The sequence below is a fragment of the Rhodoblastus acidophilus genome (assembly GCF_025961575.1).
GTDB classification, from domain to species: Bacteria; Pseudomonadota; Alphaproteobacteria; order Rhizobiales; family Beijerinckiaceae; genus Rhodoblastus; species Rhodoblastus acidophilus_C.
In genome coordinates this window covers 33,085-55,881 of record NZ_JAOQNX010000023.1, presented here as the reverse complement: position 1 = coordinate 55,881, position 22,797 = coordinate 33,085, and the positions used below count along the sequence as shown (strand labels likewise).

General features: G+C 66.0%; 20 protein-coding genes. 8 read left to right on the top strand and 12 right to left on the bottom strand.

The window, feature by feature from the left end; genetic code table 11:
* Positions 1 to 158 precede the first annotated feature (158 nt).
* The 5 genes from M2320_RS16215 to M2320_RS16195 all read left to right on the top strand — a co-directional run bounded on the left by M2320_RS16215 (position 159) and on the right by M2320_RS16195 (position 4,313).
* Positions 159 to 1,589, top strand: a complete 1,431-nt coding sequence (locus M2320_RS16215) for a circularly permuted type 2 ATP-grasp protein (RefSeq protein ID WP_184427222.1) — start codon at positions 159 to 161, stop codon at positions 1,587 to 1,589.
* An 8-nt stretch (positions 1,590 to 1,597) separates the two neighbouring features.
* Entirely contained in the window at positions 1,598 to 2,557 is a 960-nt protein-coding gene (locus tag M2320_RS16210) for an alpha-E domain-containing protein (RefSeq protein WP_184427221.1), read from the top strand.
* 9 nt (positions 2,558 to 2,566) lie between these two features.
* Positions 2,567 to 3,379, top strand: coding sequence for a transglutaminase family protein (locus M2320_RS16205; RefSeq protein WP_264598165.1), 813 nt, complete (start codon positions 2,567 to 2,569; stop codon positions 3,377 to 3,379).
* Position 3,380: 1 nt separating this feature from the next.
* Positions 3,381 to 3,863 carry an Lrp/AsnC family transcriptional regulator gene (locus M2320_RS16200; RefSeq protein ID WP_184427219.1) on the top strand — a complete coding sequence of 161 codons (483 nt, stop codon included), beginning with the start codon at positions 3,381 to 3,383 and terminating at the stop codon, positions 3,861 to 3,863.
* Positions 3,864 to 4,019: 156 nt separating this feature from the next.
* Positions 4,020 to 4,313, top strand: coding sequence for a hypothetical protein (locus M2320_RS16195; RefSeq protein ID WP_184427218.1), 294 nt, complete (start codon positions 4,020 to 4,022; stop codon positions 4,311 to 4,313).
* Positions 4,314 to 4,394: 81 nt separating this feature from the next.
* On the opposite strand, the gene M2320_RS16190 is transcribed toward M2320_RS16195, so the two are convergent.
* The 9 genes from M2320_RS16190 to M2320_RS16150 form a co-directional block, all read right to left on the bottom strand.
* Positions 4,395 to 4,757: a hypothetical protein gene (locus tag M2320_RS16190; protein ID WP_264598164.1), complete on the bottom strand. Its 363-nt coding sequence runs from the start codon at positions 4,755 to 4,757 to the stop codon at positions 4,395 to 4,397.
* A gap of 265 nt (positions 4,758 to 5,022) precedes the next feature.
* Positions 5,023 to 6,183 (bottom strand): cellulose biosynthesis protein BcsN, encoded by a 1,161-nt coding sequence (bcsN, locus tag M2320_RS16185; RefSeq protein ID WP_264598163.1) that lies wholly within the window; start codon positions 6,181 to 6,183, stop codon positions 5,023 to 5,025.
* A 12-nt stretch (positions 6,184 to 6,195) separates the two neighbouring features.
* The gene (locus tag M2320_RS16180) at positions 6,196 to 8,169 is read right to left on the bottom strand and encodes a hypothetical protein (RefSeq protein ID WP_264598162.1); all 1,974 of its coding nucleotides are present in this window, start codon (positions 8,167 to 8,169) and stop codon (positions 6,196 to 6,198) included.
* On the bottom strand, positions 8,154 to 9,257 hold the full coding sequence (locus tag M2320_RS16175) for a glycosyl hydrolase family 8 (RefSeq protein ID WP_264598161.1): 1,104 nt from the start codon (positions 9,255 to 9,257) through the stop codon (positions 8,154 to 8,156). The genes M2320_RS16180 and M2320_RS16175 overlap by 16 nt, the downstream gene beginning before the upstream one ends.
* The gene (locus tag M2320_RS16170; RefSeq protein WP_264598160.1) at positions 9,248 to 11,824 is read right to left on the bottom strand and encodes a cellulose biosynthesis cyclic di-GMP-binding regulatory protein BcsB; all 2,577 of its coding nucleotides are present in this window, start codon (positions 11,822 to 11,824) and stop codon (positions 9,248 to 9,250) included. Before M2320_RS16170 ends, M2320_RS16175 begins: the two co-directional genes overlap by 10 nt.
* A complete protein-coding gene (gene bcsA, locus M2320_RS16165) occupies positions 11,824 to 14,157 on the bottom strand; it encodes a UDP-forming cellulose synthase catalytic subunit (RefSeq protein WP_264598159.1) in 2,334 nt (777 codons plus the stop codon). Before bcsA ends, M2320_RS16170 begins: the two co-directional genes overlap by 1 nt.
* A gap of 177 nt (positions 14,158 to 14,334) precedes the next feature.
* Positions 14,335 to 15,093 (bottom strand): cellulose biosynthesis protein BcsS, encoded by a 759-nt coding sequence (gene bcsS / locus M2320_RS16160; RefSeq protein WP_264598158.1) that lies wholly within the window; start codon positions 15,091 to 15,093, stop codon positions 14,335 to 14,337.
* A 174-nt stretch (positions 15,094 to 15,267) separates the two neighbouring features.
* Entirely contained in the window at positions 15,268 to 16,779 is a 1,512-nt protein-coding gene (locus M2320_RS16155) for a hypothetical protein (protein ID WP_264598157.1), read from the bottom strand.
* Complete coding sequence (locus M2320_RS16150) at positions 16,776 to 17,525, bottom strand: ABC transporter ATP-binding protein (RefSeq protein WP_264598156.1); 750 nt, start codon at positions 17,523 to 17,525, stop codon at positions 16,776 to 16,778. The genes M2320_RS16155 and M2320_RS16150 overlap by 4 nt, the downstream gene beginning before the upstream one ends.
* 115 nt (positions 17,526 to 17,640) lie before the next feature.
* On the opposite strand from M2320_RS16150, the gene M2320_RS16145 reads away from it, so the two are divergent.
* Entirely contained in the window at positions 17,641 to 18,111 is a 471-nt protein-coding gene (locus M2320_RS16145; RefSeq protein ID WP_264598155.1) for a molybdenum cofactor biosynthesis protein MoaE, read from the top strand.
* Between the two features lie 117 nt (positions 18,112 to 18,228).
* Here the strand turns inward: M2320_RS16145 and M2320_RS16140 are convergent, their stop codons facing one another.
* Positions 18,229 to 19,983 carry an amidohydrolase gene (locus tag M2320_RS16140; protein ID WP_264598154.1) on the bottom strand — a complete coding sequence of 585 codons (1,755 nt, stop codon included), beginning with the start codon at positions 19,981 to 19,983 and terminating at the stop codon, positions 18,229 to 18,231.
* Positions 19,984 to 20,567: 584 nt separating this feature from the next.
* On the opposite strand from M2320_RS16140, the gene M2320_RS16135 reads away from it, so the two are divergent.
* Together M2320_RS16135 and M2320_RS16130 are read left to right on the top strand one after the other, a co-directional pair.
* Positions 20,568 to 21,389 (top strand): DUF2092 domain-containing protein, encoded by an 822-nt coding sequence (locus M2320_RS16135; RefSeq protein WP_264598153.1) that lies wholly within the window; start codon positions 20,568 to 20,570, stop codon positions 21,387 to 21,389.
* A gap of 23 nt (positions 21,390 to 21,412) precedes the next feature.
* Positions 21,413 to 21,946 (top strand): hypothetical protein, encoded by a 534-nt coding sequence (locus M2320_RS16130; protein ID WP_184427205.1) that lies wholly within the window; start codon positions 21,413 to 21,415, stop codon positions 21,944 to 21,946.
* A gap of 21 nt (positions 21,947 to 21,967) precedes the next feature.
* Here the strand turns inward: M2320_RS16130 and M2320_RS16125 are convergent, their stop codons facing one another.
* Positions 21,968 to 22,375: a hypothetical protein gene (locus tag M2320_RS16125; protein ID WP_264598152.1), complete on the bottom strand. Its 408-nt coding sequence runs from the start codon at positions 22,373 to 22,375 to the stop codon at positions 21,968 to 21,970.
* An 18-nt stretch (positions 22,376 to 22,393) separates the two neighbouring features.
* Positions 22,394 to 22,738, bottom strand: a complete 345-nt coding sequence (locus M2320_RS16120) for a DMT family transporter (protein WP_264598151.1) — start codon at positions 22,736 to 22,738, stop codon at positions 22,394 to 22,396.
* Positions 22,739 to 22,797: the final 59 nt, after the last annotated feature.

Below are 22,797 nucleotides of genomic sequence, written 5' to 3'. Positions count from 1 at the left end.
TCGCTCACGAATTGCGCCGTTTCGGCGCAATCTGCATAAAATTTAGACACCACAGCCTCTCCCAAGACATTTAAGCTAGGTTCAAGCGCAAGGGGATCAAGGCGACTCGCGCGGCGCCTTCCTTGCAAAACAATGATTTTCCGAGGGCGATGCGGCCGATGTCCCAGGGCTTTTTTGATGAAATGACCAACGGCGCGACGGACCCGCGCGCCATCTACAGCGGGGTCGCCGACTGGCTGCGCGCCGCGCCGCCCGAAATTCTCGACGCCCGCCGCGAACAGGCGGAATTGCTGTTTCGTAAGATCGGCATCACTTTCGCCGTCTATGGCGACAAGGAGGCGGCCGAACGCCTGATCCCGTTCGACATCATCCCCCGCCTGCTCGGCGCCGACGAATGGGCGCGGCTCGAGGCCGGGCTGATCCAGCGCGTCAAGGCGCTGAACATGTTCCTGACCGACATCTACGGCCGCCAGGAGGTGCTGAAAGCTGGAATCATTCCGCCGGACCTCGTCTTCCGCAACGAATGCTACCGGCCGGAAATGCAGGGCCACCGCGCCCCGCACGACATCTGGACCCATATCGCGGGGATCGACATCGTCCGCGTCGACGACGAGGATTTCTATGTCCTCGAAGACAATTGCCGCACCCCGTCCGGCGTGTCCTACATGCTGGAAAACCGCGAGATGATGATGCGGTTGCTGCCCGGCCTGTTCGCCGGCCATGCGGTGCTGCCGGTCGACAATTATCCCGACAACCTCCTGGCTTCGCTGCGCTCCGCCGCCCCGCCCCATTGCGCCGACGATCCGCGCATCGTCATCCTCACGCCCGGCCAGTTCAACTCCGCCTATTACGAGCACTCCTTCCTCGCCGACAAGCTCGGCGTCGAACTGGTCGAGGGCCGCGACCTCACCGTGCGCGACGACATCGTCTATATGAAGACGACGGAAGGCGAGAAACGCGTCGACGTCATCTACCGCCGCGTCGACGACGATTTCATCGATCCGCTGGTGTTCCGGCCGGATTCCGTACTGGGCGCCGCCGGTCTGATGGGCGCCTATCTCGCCGGCAATGTCACGCTCGCCAATGCGCCCGGCGCCGGCGTCGCCGACGACAAGGCCGTCTACACCTATATGCCCGACATCATCCGCTTCTACCTTGGCGAGGAGCCCAAGCTGAAGAATGTCGCGACCTGGCGCTGCCGCGAACAGGACGCGCTCAAATATGTGCTCGAGCACCTGTCCGAACTGGTGGTCAAGGAGGTCAACGGCTCCGGCGGCTATGGCATGCTGGTGGGCCCGCACGCCAGCAAGGAGCAGATCGAGACGTTCCGGCAAAAGCTGCTCAGCGATCCCGACGGATTCATCGCGCAACCCACTCTGTCGCTGTCGACCTGCCCCACCTCCTTCCAGGGCGGCGTTGCGCCGCGCCATGTCGACTTGCGCCCCTTCGTGCTCTCCGGCGCGGATGGCGTGCGCATCGTCCCCGGCGGCCTCACCCGCGTGGCGCTGAAGGAGGGCTCGCTCGTGGTCAATTCCAGCCAGGGCGGCGGCACCAAGGACACCTGGGTTTTGGCGACCAACGCGAAATAGGATCACAAATGCTCGCCCGCACCGCCGACAATATTTATTGGGTTTCGCGTTATCTGGAGCGCGCCGACTTTTTGGCGCGCCTGATCGAAGCGTCGAACCGCATTTCCGCTTTGCCGACCACCTATGCGGCCAAGCAGGACGAATGGACCAGCGTGCTGATCGCCTCCGGCGCCGACGAAACCTTTCCCAAACATTTCGACGTCGCCAACGAGGCCAATGTCATCGCCTATCTGGCGTTCGACCCGCGCAATCTCTCCAGCATCCGCAGTTGCATCGAATTCGCCCGCACCAACGCCCGCGCCGTGCGCACCGCGCTGACGGTGGAAATGTGGGAGCATATCAACAGCGCCTGGATCAAGCTCAAGGCCTTCGAGCAAAGGCACAGCGACCCCACCGCCATCGACCGCGAAGCGCTGATCGGCTTCCTCGACTTCGTCAAGGAGACCTCGAGCCTCTATGACGGCTTCGGCTATCGCACCATGCTGCGCAACGACATCTATTATTTCGCCCGGCTCGGCGTGTCCTTGGAGCGCGCCGACAATACCGCGCGGGTGTTGGATGTGAAATATCAGCTGCTGCTGCCGGAGCATGAGCCGCTCGGCGGCTCCGTCGACTATTTCCAGTGGAGCGCCATTTTGCGTTCGGTGTCGGCGCTCACCGCCTATCACTGGGTCTATCGCGAGAGCATCAAGCCGTGGAACGTCGCGGACCTCTTGATCCTGCGCCAGGAAATGCCGCGCTCGCTGATCCATTGCACCAGCGAGGTGGTGCGCTGGCTCGACGCGATCGGCAACCAGTACGGCCGCCACGGCAATGCCCAGCGCCAGGCGCGCGCCATCCAGCGCAAGCTGGAGAACGCCTCGATCAAGGAGATCTTCCAGTCGGGGCTGCATGAATTCGTCGATGGCTTCATCACCGAGAACAACGGCCTCGCCAACGCCATAGCCGAACAATATCTCCTCGGATAAGGTGCGACCATGCGCGCGCGAGTGACCCTGCAAATCGAAGTGGCTTTTTCCGAACCGGTGCGGTCGGCGAACACGCTGCTGCGGCTGACGCCGCGGTCGTTCGATAGCCTGCATGTGCTCGACTGGTTCGTCGGCGTCGAGCCCGTGGCCACCCTGCGCCGCAGCGAGGACGGCTATGGCAATTTGTCGCACAGCTGCTCCCATGCGGGGCCGCTGGAGCGAATCGTCCTTACGGCGGAAGGCCAGGTCGAAACCCAGGATGCGGCGGGCGTGGCCCACGGGCTGCACGAAAAGCAGCCGCTCGATCTGTTCCTGCGCCATTGCCACGATGGGCCCGGCGCGGAGATCGTCGACTTCGCCAAGACCATCAACGGAGCCGACCGGCTGAGCCGCCTGCACCAATTGATGGGCGCGCTGAACGAAACAATCGCCTTCGCGCCGACGGATTCGGCGCCGCGCGCCGCCGCGGAGGTGTTCGCCGAGGGCAAGGGCTGCGCGCGCGAGATCGCCCAGATTTTTGTGACGGCGGCGCGGGCGCAAAACATCCCGGCGCGTTTCGTCTCGGGCCTGTTGCTCGACGGCGCCGAAGGCGCCGCCTTTCATGGCTGGGCGGAAGCCCATGTCGAAAACATCGGTTGGGTGGCTTTCGACGCGGCGCTGGGGTTCTGCCCGCGCGACGCCCATTTGCGCCTCGCCCATGGCGTCGATTACTGGGCCGCGGCGCCCTGGCGCCAGGCCTTTTCCGGCTATGCCGAGCCGACGGTGGAGACGCGCCTGAAAGTGACCGCCGCCCGACAGGCCAGCTGGCAGACCCAGCAGTAGGATGAAGGGCCTCGACGCCATCGACCGGAAAATCCTGGGACTGCTCCAGGAGGACGCCACCATCGCGCTCGCCGATCTGTCACGCGGCGTCGGCCTTTCGCAGACCCCCTGCTGGAAGCGGGTGCAAAAGCTTGAGAAGGCGGGGGTCATCACCGGGCGCGTCGCCCTGCTCGATCCAAAAAAGGTCGGGCTCAGCCTGACCGTGTTCGTTTCGATCGAGACCGACGACCATTCGCAGCCCTGGCTGGGGAAATTCGCTTCCGCCGTCTCGGCCATGCCCGAGGTGATGGATGTCTATCGCATGGCCGGCGACGTCGATTATCTGCTGCGCGTGGTGGTTCCGGATACGGCCGCCTATGACGCCTTCTACCAGCGCCTGATCGCCGCCGTCCCGCTGAAGAAGGTCACCTCGCGCTTCGCCATGGAGCGGATCAAGGCGACCACCGTCTATCGCATCCCCGCCCCCGAAGCCTCCGACGCGTGACGCACGGCACCTTGTCGGCGCCCTCTTGAGGCAGATCAATTCCCGGTTGCGCGTCTAGTGCTAAAGGCCTATCCTTTCCAAGGTCAGGATCGGGACAGCCGCAAAAGCGGCGGCCGCAAGACGGCGACCCGGACCGGACGTGGAGGGGAGGACATTATGAACATTTTCGCCCGGGGCGCGTCGCGGCCCCAGGACTTCATTTCTCACGACCTGCCCCCCGGGCACGACACCGTATGGGGATGGGCGGCCAAATGGTCGCCCGACGACCTGACCAATGTGAGTGATCCCGTGCGCAGCTTTGCGCAGGAAACCAGCGAACTGACGCAGCGCAGCGCGGCGGAAGGCTATTCCGTGGTCGACGTGGAGGCGCCGCGCGCCCTGCGCGCGCTCGGCTACACCAAGGTGCCGGCCTTCGACACCCAATTGCTGTTCATGGCCTCGCGCAGCTGAGCCGAGACGTTTTTCCATCAGCTTTATGATCAGGGGCGGACTTCGTCCCTCTCCCCGGCGACGGGGAGAGGGAAATCTGCGTCACAGGCCCTGGATCTGCGACCGCCGCCATTCCGGCGTGCGGAACACTTCGTGCATCAATCGGGTCAGATTGCGCTGGAGACACAGGGTTTCCTCGTGCGTCCGGCGCATGTCGACCAGCCAGGCGACCATTTCCTCGAGACGGCGCGCCTGCGCGAACAGGTCATGGCCGTTCTGCTCCACGGCGTCCTTTTCCAGGGCGCCGGCGAAACGCCGCAACATCTGCTCCAGGCGCCGCGCCACCCGTTCAGGCTGGTGCGCTGCGCTGGCGCGACATTGTTCGAGGCAAAGCCGGACGTCGGTCCACTGGTGCGGCTTGAAGTCCGGCGCTGCACCGGCCGGTTTGCAGTAGGCGAGCTTCATGCTCTGCTCCTTCGTGGCGCCTTCCTCATGAAAGCGCCCGAAGACTAGGCATGTAGCCCTAAACAACACTTTAATCGCGCCTGCAATCAATGTATAGATTATATTAAAATGTTCATATTCGCAACAATCACTCTATTACGTAGTGAAAATGATTTATGCATGGTTTCTTTCCATGCATTGGCGGACCTTCCGCCGCGACAAGACAGGGACGCGCGGACTTTTCGGCCGCGCGTCCTGCACATGATCTGTCCGTCAATGCGCGAATTCAGTTGTCGCCGGCCGCCAGGGGGAGCACGCGCGGGGCGCCTTCAGCGGCGCGAACCGGCGCGATGGCGCTGACGGGAGCGCCGTCATAACTCTGGGCGCCGTCGCGCCGATAGGGATTCTGCGTCGACGCCGCGGCCTCCCCCGTTCCGCGCGAGGTCGGCCCCCGATAGGCTTGCGGCGGCAGGCTGGGATTGAGATTGGCGGCGCCCGTTCCCACGATTGCGGCGGGAACCGGCGCCAGATAGCGCGGCCCCCCAGAGGCCGCCGGGGCCGGCGGAACCCCGCCATAGCTGGGCGCGGCCGGCGCCGCCATCGGAGCCTGCGCATAGGCCGGCGCCGGCTGTGTGGCGTAGGGTTGATAGCCGACGGGCTCCTGGCTCGGCGACTCTTGCGCCGGGCGGGCGGGACGCCGGGCTGCGGCCGGGCGCGCCGGCGCGCGCGCGACCCGCAGGCGCGGCGCCTGCTCCGGCGCGATGCGCAGCGCCACCGGCGCCGATTCGTACCCCTCGGGAATATCGACCTGCAGCGCCTGGACCTGGGCCACCAGCTCGTCCACCGTGAGATCGGTCCGGCAGAGTTTTATGCGCATCGCCGCCGGCGCGGCCTCGCCGCCCGCCAGGGTGATGCGCGCGCCATGTCCGAAACTGCGGCGGGCGTCGTCGACATATTGCCAGGCATAGATGCAGCGCAGGGCCTCGCCGTCGCGCCCGACGGCGACGCCGAACCGGCCATAGCGGTTCTCATAGCCGCCGTTGACCACCACCCGCATCGCCAGGCCCGGGAATTCGCGCGCCAGTTCGGCCTTGATTCCGGCCTCGCCCGGCTTCCACACCGGCGCCTTTTCCGTCGATGCAGAAGCGGGGCCGTTCTGGATGGAGACCGCAATATGGCTGGCCCCGCCCGGCGCATCGCTCGCCAGCACGATGTCCTGGCCATAACCGTTGGGGTAGTGGCGCTCGCGCACCGCCTTGATCGCGCCCGCCGCGTCGGGCAGGCGCGCCAGCGCGCTGTCGGGCGAGGCGGCGCGCGGCGGCGTGGCGTGGACCAGGGCGGCCGGCCCGGCGGCCTGCGCCATCATGTCGAGGCTCGGACCGGAGGAGGAGGTGTTGCAGCCGGCCAACGCAAGGAGCAGCGGGGGAAGGACGAGTTTGGCTTTCATGTCTGATCTTCCTTAACCGTTGCGCGGGGCGCGGGTTTCGACGGGCGGACGCGGGTCGACGCGCGCGGCGGCGGGCGTGTCGGAGGCGGACTCGTCGGGCGGCTCCTTCGACCACAGCGTCCCCGCGGGCGCGAGCTGATCCGAGGCTTTGGGCGCGGAAGAGGTCGTCACGCCATTGTAGCCGGGCAGCAGCGCGTAGCCGTAGCGCTCGTAGGGCATAGCGCCGACGCCGGGCACACGCCGCGCGACCAGGGGAAAGCCAGTCTGCCAGCGGTCTTGTGCAAAGCGGTCTTGCGCAAAGCGGTCCTGCGCAAAACCCGAAACCCTGCCGGCGGGCCCGAGCGGCGCGCCCTGCCCCGCCGCGGCGAAACGCAGCGGATTTTCCGCCGCGACCGCGATCGGGAAGGCGTGCGCGAGTTTGGCCACGGGCGCGCCCGTGGCGCCGGCGGCGCCGGGGAGCGTCACGCGCCCCCAGGCATAGCGTCCCGTGGGATCGGAGACGGCGCGCGGATCGGCGCCATAGGGAAGCGGCGCGCCCCGATCGCCCGGAACGCCCGGAGCGCCGGAGCGGAAGGCGGCGACCTGGTCCAGCCGCTGGTCGCAAGGCGTCGGCGGCTTGGCCGTCGTCGGAAAAATGATCTCGACCGCCAGCGGGAACAGCCCGTCATAGCGGTTGATCCAGACCATCGCCTCCTTCTCCTGCTTCAGCCGCGACAGCGTCAGCGCCAGCCCGTAGACGGTCGGCTCCTTGGGATGCCAGGCGACGGCGCGCGTAAACCATTGCAGCGCCGCGTCATATTGGCAGGAATTATAGGCGTACCAGGCCAGCGCCTGCGCCCCCTCGCCCGAGGCCGTCTGCAGGGTGACCTCGCCATAGCGGGCGAGGCGCTCCGGCTCGACATAGGGCGGGATCGGCCGGGTCAGGTCGCGCTCGAGAATGTCGATGAACAGGATGGAATTGTTGACCAGCGGCTCGCGCCAGGCATAGGCGACTTCCTCGGCTTCGCGTTTCATGCCGAGATAGCGCAGCGCATGCGCCAGGCCATGCGCCACCATGGCGTCGCCGCCATGTTCGAGCGACAGTTTGAACCAGTCGAGCGCCTCCTGGTAGCTTTTCAGCTTGTAATGATACCAGCCGAGCAGCGCCGGCTGGTTTGAATCCTTCAAACCCTTGTCGCTCTTGGCGTAGTCGGCGAACAGCTTGAGATCGGCCTCCTCCACCGCCGGCTTGCGCTCGTCATGCAGAAAGGCGGCGATGCGGGCGCGGGCGATGTCGACGGAGATCGGCTCCAGCTCGCCCTTTTTGGCCAAAGCGATCAGCTGTTCCGCCTCCTCCATGCGCAGGCCGGCGATCGCCTTCTCCACGGTGGCGAGGCGCGGGCCGGGCTCGACCGCATCCCTGAGAATACCCTTGTAGATCTCGAGCGCCTGTCCGTTCTGCCTGTTGGCGCGCCAGGCGTCGGCCACCGCCCAGAGCGTCTCGACATCGGCGCCCTCGATGCGCATGCCGCCGCTCTTCAGCTCGCGGACGATGTCGAGGTAACGGCCGTCGCGGGCCATGCCGAGCACGCGGGCGCGAAACAATTTTGCGCGGAATTTGGCGCGCAGGTCGGCGGAGGGCTCCCAGCCCGGTTCGGCGGCGCGGCGCGCCAGGATCGCCGCCTGCAGTTCCGGCAGCTTGTCGGCGGCGAACAGGTCCCACAAATCATCTTCTTCGGCGCCGCCGGCCGCCGTCTTTTCCGAGAGATTGTCGGGGGGCGTCCAGGCGGGATAGAGCGCGCGCAGCCGGCGTATTTCGGCCTGGGCGCGCTCGGCCTGCCCGGTCGAGGCGTAATAGCGCAGCGCGCTCTCATCGACCCGCGACCCCTCGACCCGCGACCCCTCGACGCGCGATCCCTCGACCCGTGACCCCTGGGCGCTGGCGAACGGGGATGCGCCCAGCAGCGCGAGCGCGACGCCCGCGAGAAGAGTCAGCTTCTTGCGCATGATGCGTACCTCGTCTGCGCGGCGATCACCGCCAGCATTTGCAGGGTCGCCGGGTAATAGTTCTGGCCCGGGCGCGGCGCGGCGAAATCGCCCGGCAGTTTCTTGCCCTGCACGGCGCATTGGGCGAGCGCCGCGACCGCCTCATAGCCGGGCTCGCCAAAGGCCCGTTCGCCGCCGCCGCCGAGATCGACGGCGGCCACGGCGCCGGTCCGCTCCCACGACGCCAGGAAGGGCGCATAGGCGGCGCGCTCTCCCACCCCGGCCATGGCCATGTAAAGCGGAATGCGGATCGCATCATAGGAGAAGGCGGGCGCAAAGCCTTTTGCGGGCGCCGGGACGCCGTCGACAAAACTCTGCCAGTCCGCGGGCAGTCCGGCGGCGCCGAATTTTGACGCGCGCAACAGGGCGAGGCCCGACTGGGTCAGGCCGGCCCAATCGACTTCCGGCGCGGCGCGCGGCAGCCGGGCGAAAGCGGGGAACACCCAATAGGACAGGTTCACGATGGGTCCGTCGGCGCGATCCTCTTTGGAAAAACCGGCGACCGCAGGCAAAAGCAGCGGGCCGTCCTTGCCCCCGAGCAACAGCAATTTGCGGCCGACCTCAACCGCCACGCGCCGGGCGGCGATGCGGTAGGACAGATCGTTCCAGCGCTCGGCCGCCTCCACCAGCGCCCAGGCGACCAAAATGTCGCCGTCGGAGGCGTCGTTCATGTCGGCGACCGCCGGGCGCGCATTGGGCTCCCAGCGCCAGGCCAGCAGCTGGTCGTCGCGCACCATCAGATTGGCGCGGGTCCAGCCCCAGATGCGGTCGAAGGCGGCGCGGTCGTCGGCGGCGACGGCGAACAGCATGCCATAACCCTGGCCCTCGCTGTGGCTGATCCCGCCATTGGCGCTGTCCATGACGCGCCCGCTCTCGGAGATGAACCGCGCCTTGTAGAGCGCCCAAAGCTCCGGCGCCTTCAGCGCGCCGCCGAGTTTCTTTTCCGTCGCGTCGAGATCGAGCGGCGCGTCTTCGACGGGTTGCGCGTGGGCGGGCGAAAACGCCAGCGCGGCGGCGAGCGCCAGCATGGCCAGGCGGATCAGTCGCATTCCTGCCTCCTGCCGACCGAGCGGACGAAAACGAAGGTCGCGACGCCGAACAGCAGCGCCGCGAGCAGCGCCAGCGCGACATAGGCGGCGGAATTGAGCGACAGCCAGCTTGCCGCGATCAGGCGCAGGTTGGAGACCGACAGCGGCTGTGTGGCGACGAAGCGCAGGCTTCCCGGCTCGAGATGGGCGATCTCGCCGCTCGAGGCGTCGAGCGCCGCCACCCGGCCCTCGACCTGGCGCCACACGCGCGGATCCGACAGGCAATTGACGGATTCCGCGAGCAACGCGGCATTGGGCGCCGTCACCAAAGTCCAGATGTCGTCGGCGCCGGCGCCGAGCGGAACCTGGGCGATGACCAGCGAATTGCTCGGCCGGTAGACACGCTTGGCGGCGCGCTCCTCCCCGCCCCCGGCGGCGAAATGGCGGGCGCCGTTCCAGGCGCCGCGCGTCAGCCGGGCGAGACCATCGCTCGCGGCGCCGAAAACCGCGCCGGTCCGGCGCCAGAAATCTTCGGTTGCCCCGTCGCGCGCCCAGGCGGCGACCAGATCGCGCTCGCCGTCGCCGCCCTGCGCATGGGCGTCCTCCATCGTCGGCGGCGGCTCCGGCGGCGCCGCGGCGCTGGCCGCCGCGACCGCGCGCTTACTCATATGGCATGCGGCCGGCAGGTTTTTCTGCAGCACCAACCGGTTGCGCGCCCGCGATTCAAAATCCGACAGGCTTTCCTCCGCCACGGACGCCCTGGCGTCGAACCGCTCCCGCCAGGCCTCGCGCAGGCGCGCGCCGTCGACGCCGAATTTTTGCGCGGTCTCGTCGTCGAGGGTTCGGCCGTCGAGAATGGCGAGCGTCGCGCCCGAGCCTTCCGGCGGCGGCGTCAAGGTCAGGCGGAAGTCGATCGGGCGCCCGGCCGAGGCGGCCATGCGCCCGGCGAGCGTCGCGGCGGCGGCGATGGAATTGCGGTCGGGCGCGGGCAGGAACATTTTGGGCTGCTTGCCCGCGCCGATGAACGGGAAGCCGCCAGTCGCGGTCACCGCCAGATCGGGGGAGCGGCCGATGCGGGCGAGATCGGGAAGACGCAATTGCGTGGAATCCAGCAGCAGGAAGCGCTTTTTCGCATCCAGCATCTTCACCGGGTCGCAGACGGCGTCCTCGGGCGTTGGCGCCTGCGCGGCGATTTCGATACGGTTCAATCCCGGCCGGAAAAAGCCGAGCGGCAGCGGCAGGGTCTTGTCCTTGAACACGCCGCCGCCATTCGCCGGCAAAGGCGCGCTCACGGCGTCGCGGCCGTTGATCGAGATCAGGATTTGCGCGCCGCGCGACAGGCCGGCCACATAGCCGCCGGAGAGATTGAGCGGAACCTTGGCGTAATTGGCGGGGTAGAAATCGGCGGGCAGAACGATATTGAAACCCGCGCGAAAGAACCGGCCGGAAAACTCCTGGCTGTGCAGGCCGAGATCGCGCAGGCGAAGAGTCTGGCCGCCGCCGATGCGATAGCCGGGAAAACTCTGCGCCGCGCGCAAGCCTTCCGGCGAACCCTTGCGCGGCGGTTCACGGGCGAAATCCGCCAAAGCGTGGTTGACGTCATCCTCGGTCAAGCCGGTGATGACGATGGTGGCGCGACGCGACGGGGTGGCCGCCAGCAGCGCGAGGCGTGGGCCTTCGACGGGGCCGAGGCCGGAGAGATCGCCGTCGAGATCGGCCAGTTTCGCCACATCCTCGTAGAGCCCGACCACGAGATTGACGCCATAGTCGCCCGAGGCCATCGGGCCGACATCGACCGAGGGCTGCTCGAAGCGGCCGTGGGTCGAGATGAACTGGACGGCGCGGATCATGCGCTCGACATTGGCGGCGCTGGTGCGGCCCGGCAGCACGGCGCGGATCGGCAGGGCGCCCTGCGCGTCCGGCGGCAGCGCGGGCAGATCGGCGATGTCGCGCACGCCGGCCTCGGCGCCGGGAATCAGCAGGCCGGTGCGCGACGGGTCGATCTGGGTCCACAATTCATTGGTGGCGGCGAGCGAGCAATCGACGCGGTGGCGCTGGTCGACGCCGACGCGCACTGCGTTGAATCCGGGACGCAGCAGTTCCGGGGGCACGGCGAAATCGACCTGCTCGGCCTTGTTGGGGGCGTTGATATGGGTCTGGCCGATGGCGACGTCATTGATGAACACCGTGAGGGTCGAGGCCTCCGGCATCACCGAAACCGCGGAGAGATAGCCGATGCGGAACGACAGTTTGCGCAAAGCCTGAGTTTCCGACAGATAGATCGGCCATTCCGAGGCGCCGCTTTCGCCTTGCAGGCGAAACCCCTGGATGTTGTTGGGCAGATGGCGCAGCACGGCCTCGCCGACATGCGGGTCGAGGATCGCGGAGACCGGCGCGTAATCGATTTGTTGCGACGAAGGCGCGGACGGCGGTCTGGGCGCGGGCGCCCATTTCGGCGCGGCCCCGATCAGCGGAAGCTGCGACAGCGGCGCGGGCGCCATCAGGCTTTGCCCCTGGGCGGCCGCGGCGGCGAGCGAGAGGACGGCGGCCAGCGCGGAAAAAGAAAGCTTTTTGGCTGGGAACAACATCAGGCCGCCTCCCCCTTCTTGCGCGGCGCCTCGCGCGCCATGCGCGCCGCGGCGAGATCGAGCGTCTGGCGCAACAGAGCGGCGGAAATTTCCGAAGCATAGGCGGCGTCGACCGGCGCGCGCCGGCCGGGATTGGGCGCGGGCGACGGCGCGGGCGCCTCCTGGCCGCTGCTCTCCCCAGACGGCCAGATCGCATAGCGCAGCGCGCGGAACGGTTCGCGCACGCCCCACAGCATCACCCGCGCCGTGCCGGCGAGAATGGTCTTGTGGCGGCGCCGGCTCATCAGGAAGCGCGGCAGCGCCTCGGAATCGCCGTACATCAATTCGGCCAAAGCGAAATAGTCGCGGTCGCGCAGCGTGTCGAAAACGGCGCCATGGAGCCCGTCCGGTCCGGGACCGCCGCGGGTGATGCGCAACGGCAGGCTCAGCGCCTGCGCCGGCAGGGGCGCCCCCGGCATCGGCTTGACATGGAGCCGCGCGAGGGCGGCGCTGGCGCCGAAGCGATAGGGCGCCTCGTCGGCGAAGGCGAAGGCGCAGCCGCCGGCGGACACGTTTTTCACGAGGACGGGATGGAGTTCGCCATTGACCTCCAGCGCCCCCTGGCGGTCAACGCCCAAGCGCGGGTAGCGGTCGGGCTGGCGGCGCTCGGAGACCGCGCCCAGCGCCGCGCCGGCGATGACCAGATTGAAGGCGGTCCACAGGCCGACCACCAGCATCAGCGAATTGGCGTCGGGATCGTAGATGTAGCGCCAGATCGCCACCGCTTCGCCGGCGACGAGAAACCCCCAGATCAGGAAGAACGGCCAGGACAGTTCGGAGAGGAAATCGTGGTCGAGCGTCTCGCCCTTGGCGGTGACGTTGAAGGTCGGCTTGCGCGGCGCCATCGCGGTCGAAATGATCGCGCGGAACAGGAAGACGCCCTGCACATATTCGTAGATTTCCGAGACCCAGGGCCAGCGCAGCGAACCGTAGAGATAGTTCTGCATCATCATATTGGCGACGATGTAGATGGCCGTATAGGCAATGGCCTCCTCGACATTGGCGACGAAGATTTTGACGTCGTAGAAAATATACAGAAGCGGCGCCAGCATGAAGATCAGGCGGGGAAACGGAAACAGCCAGAAGGTCATGCTCGACAGATAGGCGAGCCGCTGCATGGGCGCCAAACCCTTGGCGAAGAAGGGATTCTTCAGCAGCATGAGCTGGATCATGCCCTGGCACCAGCGCGAGCGCTGGCCGATGAAGGAGGAAAAGGTCTCGGGCTGCAGGCCGGCGATGAGCGGCTTGTCGACGAAAACGCTGGTCCAGCCGCGCCCGTGCAGATGGAAGGCAGTCTCGCAATCCTCGGTGATGGTGACGCCGGAAAAGCCGCCCGCCTCCTCCAGCGCCGAACGCCGCAACAGCGCCGCGGAGCCGCAGAAGAACGAGCCGTTCCATTTGTCGAGGCCGCGCTGCGTCGTCGAATAGAACATTTCGTTCTCCGACGGCATTTCGTGGAAGGTGCGCAGGTTCTTCTCGACCGGGTCGGGATTGAGAAAGACGTGCGGCGTCTGCACCAGGAACAGTTTTTCGTCGCGCTGGAAATGGCCGACGGTCTCGCGCAGGAAGGCGCGGAACGGCGCGTGGTCGGCGTCGAACACCACGACGATTTCGCCAAACGAATGTTTCAGGCCGGCGTTGAGATTGCCAGCTTTTGCGTGCTGGTTGCGGGCGCGGGTGAGATAAGTCGCGCCCATCTCCTTGCACAATTTCTGGAATTCGGCGCGTCTTTCGCGCGCCGCGGCGGCTTTTTCGGCGTTTTCGTCATTGCACTTCTGGTCGGTGCCGCCGTCGTCGAGCAGATAGACCTTCAGCTTCTCCGCGGGATAGTCCATCGACTTCGCCGCCGCCACGGTCACCGCGATAATGTCGCGGGTCTCGTTATAAGTGGGAATGAACACGTCGACGGTGGGCAGGTCCTGGTCGGGATCGCGCGGCAGATCCTTGCGCTTGAGCGGATCGACGTTCACGGTCAGGCTGATGGCGAAGATGAAACCGCAATAGGCTTCGGCGGCGAGCAGGATCAGGCCGAAGAACAGCCCGACCGGATCGGAGGCGGGCGGCAGGGTTTCCGTGACGCGCCAGACGAAATAGCGGGCGACGATGAACACGCCGAGCCCGATGAACAGCTGCCGCGCCAGGGCGCCGCGCATGAACATCCACACGCCGGCCATGGCCGCGAGCGCGGAGAGACCAAAGACGCGCTCGGTTTCGACGCTGACCGGTTGGGTCAGCACCAGCGCGGCGCCACAGGCGGCTGAAAGCCAGGTCAGGACACGTAACTTAACGGACATTGCATTCCCCTAGGTCAGCAACCTAGAGGGTGACAATTATTTGTTGGTTAATTTGATGGTTAGCCTAAAATGTGTATCGGCGTTATAATTAATAATTTATTTCTTCCGCATTCGCCTCAAAATAAAAGCGCCGACTATCATGCGTCGGCGCGTCTTCAATGTTTTCGATATAAACGGTCAGAAACCCAGACGCGCATCGACGATGCCGTAGGCGCCCGATCCCGTCACCCTGTTGCTGGAGAAGCCGCCGGAAATGCCGAAGGTCAACTGTCCCAGGGTAAAACCGCTCAGGTGCAGGCCGCCGCGGTATTCGTTGTAGAATTGGTTGCCCAAGGCCAGGAATTCCGGACCGATGAACACCTGGCGGGCAATGGCGAAGCCGGCCTTGAAGCGGGTGTAATAATCGTTGATGGCCGTGCCATAGGAGGCGTAGCCGCTGAACATGGTTTTATCCGTGGGATTGCCATAGAACTCGCCGACGAATTTCGCGCCGACATGGGTTCCGTTGGTGGCGTTATTGGGGTCGAACGGATTCAGCGACGTATTGACCACCTGGGCGCCGCCGAACAAGGCGAAGGTCCAGTTCGGCGACACCCAATTGTAGCCCACCAGCGCGCCGCCGGAAATCTGCGTGGCGTGGATGAGCTGGGTGACGCCGGCATTGGTGGCGTCGTAGCGATAGCCGCCGCCGACGAATTCCGCGCGTCCGAGAAAGCCGCTCTGGCGCAGGTTGCCGTCGATCGCGCCGGTGACGGCGACCGCGCCGAAATCGCTGGTGCTGGCGAAGGAGCCGGACGTGTCGATCACGATCGAGGGCGCGTAGTCGGGCTCCGAGGTCTTGTCGCCCGTGTACCAGTCCACGGCGCCGGCGCCGCTCACGCCCGCCAGACTCAAGCCCAGGGACAGGAGCAGGAGGGGGGCGGCATGGATTTTCATAGCGCAATCCGATCGATGGCTTTGGTAGTTGACGCACGTCAACATCGACTGCCGAGCTTAACGAGGTCTTGCCGAATTCGTTCGAATGTCGCGAATAGATAACGCTACGTTAACTGGCGCGAACCCGCGCGAGAGGCGGGCGCGAAGCGCTTTCATTTTCAGGGAGCTGCACTCTCAGACGGGCTGGGGCGCGGTCCGCGGCTTGCGCGGCGCGTTGAGCGCCAGCAGCACCAGCGCCGCGCCAACCGGGAGCGCCGCCTCCCATTGGCGCAGGCAGGCCAGCAGGGCGGCGATCGCCCAACACAGCGCCAGCCCGTGCTCGACGAGACCGACCAGCTTGTTCTGCGCATGGGTCTTGATCAGGTCGCCGCGCCGGTTTTGCAGCGGTTTCAAGAAATTGAGCGCCGCCGTCGAGGCCGCCGCCAAGGTCGCGAACACGATCGTCACCGCGCCGACAAAGGCGTCGGCCCAGACCAAACCCGCCAGCGGCAGGACCAGGAACAGCGCGACGGGGGCGGCCACCGCCTCCAGCTTGCGCAACAACAGCTCGCGCGGCGAAACCGGAGCCGTCGCGACGAAATCGCCGGCCTCCTCGCTTGAGGCCGCGAGAAAAGCCAGCGCCGCGGAAATCTGCGCGGCCACCGCGACCAAAGCCGGCGACACCGAAACGGCGATCCCGCCCGCGCCGAGCGCCTTCCAGATCACCAGCGCGATCGGCAGGGTGTAGAGCGATTGCAGCAGCACTTGCGAAACCAGATAGGGATCGCGCGCCAAAAGCCGCCATTCCTTTCGCCGCAGGGCGCCGGCGCGGTCGCAGCGAAATTTTTGATCACGCCGCTCGACCTGAACGAGCTGAGCCTCCCCGGCCGCGCTCAGGGCTCCGCGGGCAAAGGCGCGGCCGAGCAGAGCGACGGCCGCGACGAACACGCCAAGCCCGAGCAGGCTCCACAGCGCCAGGGCCAACCCCTCGCCTGCGGCCGCGCGCGCCGGCAGCCACAGCGGCGTGGCCGGGTCAAATAAGCCGCCGGGCGCCGGATGGTCCATCTGCGCGCTCAAGGCGGCGCGCCAGTCGGTGGGCAGAAAATTGAAAATCTGCGCGCAGACCACGAACCAGGCGCCGACCAGGGTGGCCAAGACCTGCCCGACGCTGCGGGTCCGCTTGGGGCCGAGCAGCGCGAACAGGCCGAGCGTGGCGGCGATCGCCAGTCCGGTGGTGAGCAGCGCGGTGGCGGCGAGCGCCGGCGCCGCGGCCAGCCACGCCGGCTGGCCCTGCAAGGCCGCGTCGACGGCGATGGGCAGCAGAAAAATGCCGACCGCGCCAAAACTTTCGAGCGCGACGGCAAAAGCCCGCGACGTCAGGATTTTGGACGGCGGCAGCGGCGAGGCGAACAGCAGGTCCAGATCGCCGCGCGAGTAGAGCGCGCGCGTGGCGCCGGTCAAACCTTGCGAAAACAGCCAGGGCAGGATGATGACCACGCCCATCGCGGTCAGCTGGACCATGCGGCCCTCCTGCGCCCATTGCGTGAGCGAAGTGGCGAACCACCAGCCCACGACATGGAGGACGACGACAATCGCCGCGATCACCAGCACGCCCTGCAGATCGCTCTTCACGCGCAAAAAAGCGCAGGTCCGCCGCCAGGACAGGCGCAGATCATGGCGCAGCAGGCGCGGCAGCGACAGGCTCACGCGGCGGCCCCCCGGGCGGTGAGATCGAGAAAAACCTCTTCCAGACTGGCCGCCTGCGCCGCGCCCAGCGATTTCAGATGCGCAAGGTCGCCCTCAGCGATCAGTTTGCCGTCGGCGATGATCCCGATGCGGTCGGCGAGCTTTTCCGCCACTTCCAAAATGTGGGTGGTGAGCACCACGGCGACGCCCGCCCGCGTCTGTTCCTGCAAAATGTCCTTCACCTGCCGCGCCGCCCCGGCGTCGAGCCCGGTCAGCGGCTCGTCCAGCATCAGCAGGCGCGGCGCATGGATCAGCGCGCCGGCGAGCACGGTTTTTTGCCGCATCCCCCGCGAAAACCCCTCGCAGCGCTGGTTGCGCTGCTCCCAGAGGTTCAGCCGCCGCAACAGATTTTCCGCGCGAGGCCCGGCCTCCTCGGCCTGCATGCCCCACAGGCCCGCGACGAATTCCAGATATTCAAGCGGCGTCAGCTTGTCGTAGAGCAGCGGTTCGTCCGGCAGCCAGGCGATGCGCCGCTTGGCCTCGATCGGATTTTTGCGCGCATCGATCCCGTCGACGAAAATCTCGCCCGCATCCGGCTGCAACAGGCCGGCGACCATGCGCAAGGTCGTGGTCTTGCCCGCGCCATTGGCCCCCAGCAGCGCATAGAACTCGCCCGGCCGGATTGTCAGATCGAGCCCGTCGACGGCCTTTTTGCCAAAGGATTTTTGCAGATTGCGCAGGCGCAGAGCGTCGGGTGTGTCGGTCATCGGCGGTCCTGAAGGGAGTTTTTTACGCTAGACGACACGGCTTGCCCAAGGGTTAAGCGGATTGAGCGAAACCGGCGATTGCGCGATAGTCGCGCAGCTTTTTGACCGAGGCCAGATGTCGATCCCCAAAAACATTCGCGTTCAGCCCCACGCCTTCGACGCCGGCCACGCCGCCGCCGCCCTCACCTTTGGGCGCAAAGATGTCGGCGCGCTCGTCACCTTTGTCGGCCTGTGCCGCGACGAGGCGCAAACCCTGGCGGCGCTGGAGCTGGAGCATTATCCCGGCATGGCGGAAGCCGAACTGGAGCGCATCGCAACGGAAGCCGAAGCCCGCTGGCCGCTGCTCGGGCTCACAGTGATCCACCGCTACGGCAAGATCGCGCCCGGCGAACCCATCGTTTTCGTCGGCGCGACCAGCAGCCATCGCGGCGCGGCTTTCGCGGCGGCCGAATTCATCATGGATTTCCTCAAGAGCCGCGCGCCCTTCTGGAAGAAGGAGCACCGCGCCGACGGAACCGAAGGCGCCTGGGTCGAGGCCAAGGACGCCGACGAAGCCGCGCTGGAGCGCTGGCGCAAGCAGAACTAAGCTTGGGTCGCGCGCTCGGTCGGGGACTGGATCGCGTTGCGCTCCCGGTCTTCCGGATTTGATAGGATCCGTGGGCGCAACGCGGTCCTGTCCCCTGCTCCCATCGGGCCCGCCCTCTCACCCAAAAGTCTTCTCCCCCGCGACCCAGGTCTCGCTGACCTTGATCGCCATGATTTTTTCCGGATCGACCTTGAACGGATCGCTCTCGAGAATGACGAGATCGCCTTCCTTGCCCTTTTCCAGCGAGCCGATCCTGTCGTGCAGCCCGATCTGCCGGGCGGCGTCGATGGTCGTCGCCCTCAGCGCGTGGGCGACGGAAATCGCCTGGGCGTGGCCGACGCGCGACCCGTCGACCTCGCATCGCCGGGTCACCGCCGTCTGGATCAGCCGCAGCGGTCCCACCGGCGAACAGGGCGCGTCGGTGTGCAGCGTGAACGGCACGCCCTCGCGCACGCAGGCGCCCGCGGGGTCCATGAACTCCGTGCGTTCCGGCCCGAACAATTGGTCGCGATAGGCCGCGCCATAGAGAAAGACGTGGTTCATCAAAAAACTCGGCTCGACGCCGAGCGCCTTCATGCGCGCGATCTGGTCGGGACGCGCCATGGTCGCATGCTCGATCCGGTTGATCCCGTGCGGCGCATGCGCGCCATAAACCTGTTCGATCGCGTCCAGCGCCGCGTCGATGGTGGCGTCGCCATTGCAATGAATCTGGATCGGCCAGCCGACCGCCTTCGCCTGCGCGCACATGTTTTTAAATTCGGCCGGCGAAAAATTGGTCGCGCCCTTGGACGCGCTGTTCAGATAGGGCTTGGTCTGCGCCCCGGTTTTGGTCTGGTTCGACCCGTCGCCGACGATTTTGATGCCGTAGAGCGAAAAGCGGCTGTTGGGGAAATGCGTCGCCTTCGCGCCGACGCCCAGCGCCGCGAAGGCCTTGCTCGCCTCGATCGCGTCGGCCATCAGGCTGGCGCTCATGCGAATGGACAAAGAATTCGACAGTTTCGCCAGCGGCTCCGCCCATTCCGGCTTGATCGTGCCGGGCTCGTGCAAAGTGGTGTTGCCGGCCGCCGCGACCTGCCTGGTGTAATCGACCAGCGCCTTGCCGACCAGTTGCGGCGTGATCGGCGGCACGGCGATCTCGACGAATTTCAGCATCGCCGGCTCCTCGTAGACGAGGCCGTTGAACTTGCCGTCGGGGCCGCGGCCGAAATGGCCGCCGCCGGGCAGAACGCCGACGTCTTCGGGAATTTTGGCGAGCCGGAACGCCGCCGCATTGGCGGCGCCGTCATGCATGTTCACATACCAGATGAAGATCGGATGATCCCTGGAGATCGCGTCGAGCTCCGCCATCGAGAAATCGCCGCCCTGCAGCAGATTGTCGAAATTGCAGCCGACGATCCATTGGCCGGGCGGGGTTTTTGCCGCCATCGCCCGCAAAGCGTCGGTCAGCGCCGCGCGGGTCGGATATTTGGCATAGCCGACATCGGTGAGCAGCTCCGCAAACAGCGCCGCGCCGCAGGTGTGATGATGCGGATCGACGAAGCCCGGCAGCAGCGTGCGCCCCTGCAGATCGACGATTTTTGTCGCGCCGGTCTTGAGTCCGTCGATTTCGGCGGCCGACCCGACCGCGAGAATTTTTCCGCCGCCGACGGCGATCGCCTCGACCGCATGATGGCGCCCGGCCATCGGCAGGATCGTGCCGTTTTTAAAGATCGTGTCGGCGCCGCCCTCGGCGGCGAAAGCCGTGCGGCTGGCCGCCATCGTCAGCGCCGCTGCGCCCGAATAGGCCATGAACTGGCGCCGGCTGGGCGTCGCCGCCTGAAATCCGGAATTCAGGGCGTTGGTGATCAGAGTGCTGACGCAAGCACGGCACATGGAACTCTCCTGAACGACGGACCGCGAGAACGGACAGAGATTTTTTCGATTATTCGGCGCAAGCCGGCGGATCGCCAGCACTCCCTGATGAAGTCCTTAATCAATTTTTCTTGGCGGCTCCGCCGCCGTCTCGACCGTTTTGCAGATGAACGTCGCAATGAAAACTTGCAGCGATCCCGTCTCGGCGCGTCCTAAAGCTTTGATTCACTTTACGGCTCAAAAAGGCCGAATCTTTTGCAGCTTACGGCCTTGCCCAAACTCCGGGGGATCATATTTTTGTGACCGGAGACTGTCGTAAAAGGATAAAGGCCATGGCCCAACCTCAGCTATAAAATCGCGTGCCGATCCGAGTCGCAGCCAGGTTCAGATCAAACGAACGAGCTTTATTTTGTTCATAAAAGCATAACTTGGTTGGATTGCCGGATGCGGCGCCAGCGGACGGTCATCGCCACCGCCTCAGCATTGTTTTCGACGCGCCTTCACCCACATCGCTGAGAAACAGGGAGAGGCCGCGTTTTCGTGGAGGGTTCGTTCAACCGCACTTCTTGAGCTTTGCCGAACAAAATCGTCCTGGAGAATATGGAATGGTCAAGACATTGAAATCATCGGTTTGGTTGTCCGCGCTGGCGCTCTCCAGCGTCTGCGCCTTCGGGCCCGCCTTTGCCGGAGAGCCCGCCGAACATGCGCCGGCGGCGCATGAGCACGGCGTCAAAGCGCCGGCGGTCGACCCCAAGGCCCTGACCCTTCTGAAGGACATGAGCGAGACCCTGGCCAAGGCGAATTCGCTCTCCTTCAATGTGCGCCGCGCCTTCGACGAGCCGGCCGCCAACGGCCAGCCCCTGATCTACACGATCTCGTCCAACGTCGATTTGCAGCGCCCGGACAAGCTGAGGATCATCACCCCCGGTGACGGACCGGCGTCGGAATTCTATTACGACGGCAAGGAAATGGCGGTGTTCCTGCCGAGCGACAACCTGCTCGCGGTCGAAATCGCGCCGCCGAAGCTCGACGACATGCTCGAGGCCGCCTACACCAAGGCCGGCATCTACTTTCCCTTCGTCGATTTCATCGTCGCCGATCCCTATGCGGCGATCACCGAGGGGCTGAAATCGGCCTTCGTCATGGGCAAGTCCAAGGTCGTCGGCGGCGTCGAGACCGACATTGTCGCCATCGCCAGCAAGGACATCCAGGCGCAAATCTGGATCGGCTCGGAAGACAAGCTGCCGCGCCAGGTCTGGCTCAACCCCGTCAAGGGCGTGGAAAAGCCGCGCAGCGTCATCGAATTCTCCAACTGGAAGCTGAACGCGCCGGTCACCGCCGAAGCCTTCCGGCCGGCCTCCGCGGCCAAGGCCGCAAGGATCAAATTCGCCAAGCCCGCCGGCGCTGAAGCGTCGTCGGAAAAGTGACTCGGGCCAGGGACGAAAACACCATGATCAAACGTCAAATTTTGTCCGTCGTTCTCGCGGCTTCCGTATCCGCTCTGGCCTTGACCCCGGCCCTGGCGTGGCGCGGCGGCGGTTTCGGCGGCTTCCACGCCGGCGGCTTCGACAGCTTCCACGCCGGCGGTGTCGAGGGCGCCACCTTCCATGGCGCGGCGGGCGGCGAAGGCGCCGTCGTCAGGGGCCCGGAGGGCGGCTGGCACGCGGCGGGCGTCGGCGGCAATGGCGGCACCTGGCACGCCGACGGCTATCATGCCGGCGGCGCCTGGGGCGCCGGCTACGGCTATCACGGCCCGGCGGTGGTCAACAGCTATTATGGCGGCGGCTGCTACGGCTGCGGCGCGGCCATTGTCGGCGGCGCGGCCGCCGCGGCCCTGGTGGTCGGCGCCACTTTGGCCACCCTGCCCCCGGCCTGCAGCTATCGGGTCGTCAACGGCGCCGGCTATTACGTCTGCGGCGGCCAGTGGCTGCAGCCGCAATATGGCGGCGGCGGCGTGCATTACGTGGTCGTGCCGCCGCTCTGACCAAAGCCGAGGCGGCGGCGCTCAGGCGCCGCCGCACAAGCGGTAGCGACCGCTCCAATCATGTCCGTGGTCCCGGCCGCTGAGCGAAAAATGGCTGGGATTGGCGACGGTGATCCGCCAAATCACGGAGGTCCTATGGCCATGAGCGCCGCCATCGGCCGCGCGGGCCAGGGTCACGAAAAAAGCGCCTTCGAACCGCCGGACCGCCCTTATGCGCCAGACCCTATGGCCATCGTCGAAGGCGCCATCCCTAAAAATCAGATGCGGCATGGAAATCCGCCGCAGCGTCTGCGTGGGACAAGCCCGCGCCGCCTCGACATAGAGCCCCTCCTGCAATGGCAGCGCGCGTCGCGCCTGCGCCGCCGTCACGCCAAGGCCGAGCGAGGCCGCGACGACGCTGGCGATCCAAAAACTCCTGACGATGGACATGGGCGCTCCCGCTTGCCCTCAATGGGTCATGGATTTCGAAAACACATTGGCGACGACGACGCCGAGCACGATCAGGCCGACGCCGATCATCCCGGGCAGATCGAGAACCTGCCGGAACCGGAAATAGCCGATGGCGGAAATCAGCACGATGCCAAGCCCGCTCCAGATCGCATAGGCGATGCCGATCGGGATGGTCCGCAGGGCGATCGAAAGGAAATAGAAGCTTCCAATATAACAGATCGCCATGATGACGGTCGGAACAAGCTTGGTCATCTGCTCCGACAGCTGCAAATTCGTGGTCGCGACCACTTCGAGCGTGATCGCGACGCCAAGCGCGGCATAAGTATTGATTTGAAGAGCCATGACGTCCCTCATTCCAGACGGGCGGCGCGCGCTCGCCTCATAAACCCCGGCGCTCGCGC

Bases quoted from the DNA above. Each gene is read 5' to 3' on its own strand.
- M2320_RS16150 (WP_264598156.1), bottom strand. From the start codon at position 17,525: ATGACCGACACACCCGACGCTCTGCGCCTGCGCAATCTGCAAAAATCC.
- M2320_RS16175 (WP_264598161.1), bottom strand. From the start codon at position 9,257: ATGCGACTGATCCGCCTGGCCATGCTGGCGCTCGCCGCCGCGCTGGCG.
- M2320_RS16215 (WP_184427222.1), top strand. From the start codon at position 159: ATGTCCCAGGGCTTTTTTGATGAAATGACCAACGGCGCGACGGACCCG.
- M2320_RS16120 (WP_264598151.1), bottom strand. From the start codon at position 22,738: ATGGCTCTTCAAATCAATACTTATGCCGCGCTTGGCGTCGCGATCACG.
- bcsS (WP_264598158.1), bottom strand. From the start codon at position 15,093: ATGAAAATCCATGCCGCCCCCCTCCTGCTCCTGTCCCTGGGCTTGAGT.
- M2320_RS16205 (WP_264598165.1), top strand. From the start codon at position 2,567: ATGCGCGCGCGAGTGACCCTGCAAATCGAAGTGGCTTTTTCCGAACCG.
- M2320_RS16190 (WP_264598164.1), bottom strand. From the start codon at position 4,757: ATGAAGCTCGCCTACTGCAAACCGGCCGGTGCAGCGCCGGACTTCAAG.
- M2320_RS16170 (WP_264598160.1), bottom strand. From the start codon at position 11,824: ATGTTGTTCCCAGCCAAAAAGCTTTCTTTTTCCGCGCTGGCCGCCGTC.
- M2320_RS16130 (WP_184427205.1), top strand. From the start codon at position 21,413: ATGATCAAACGTCAAATTTTGTCCGTCGTTCTCGCGGCTTCCGTATCC.
- bcsN (WP_264598163.1), bottom strand. From the start codon at position 6,183: ATGAAAGCCAAACTCGTCCTTCCCCCGCTGCTCCTTGCGTTGGCCGGC.
- M2320_RS16140 (WP_264598154.1), bottom strand. From the start codon at position 19,983: ATGTGCCGTGCTTGCGTCAGCACTCTGATCACCAACGCCCTGAATTCC.
- M2320_RS16125 (WP_264598152.1), bottom strand. From the start codon at position 22,375: ATGTCCATCGTCAGGAGTTTTTGGATCGCCAGCGTCGTCGCGGCCTCG.
- M2320_RS16180 (WP_264598162.1), bottom strand. From the start codon at position 8,169: ATGCGCAAGAAGCTGACTCTTCTCGCGGGCGTCGCGCTCGCGCTGCTG.
- M2320_RS16210 (WP_184427221.1), top strand. From the start codon at position 1,598: ATGCTCGCCCGCACCGCCGACAATATTTATTGGGTTTCGCGTTATCTG.
- M2320_RS16200 (WP_184427219.1), top strand. From the start codon at position 3,381: ATGAAGGGCCTCGACGCCATCGACCGGAAAATCCTGGGACTGCTCCAG.
- M2320_RS16195 (WP_184427218.1), top strand. From the start codon at position 4,020: ATGAACATTTTCGCCCGGGGCGCGTCGCGGCCCCAGGACTTCATTTCT.
- bcsA (WP_264598159.1), bottom strand. From the start codon at position 14,157: ATGTCCGTTAAGTTACGTGTCCTGACCTGGCTTTCAGCCGCCTGTGGC.
- M2320_RS16145 (WP_264598155.1), top strand. From the start codon at position 17,641: ATGTCGATCCCCAAAAACATTCGCGTTCAGCCCCACGCCTTCGACGCC.
- M2320_RS16135 (WP_264598153.1), top strand. From the start codon at position 20,568: ATGGTCAAGACATTGAAATCATCGGTTTGGTTGTCCGCGCTGGCGCTC.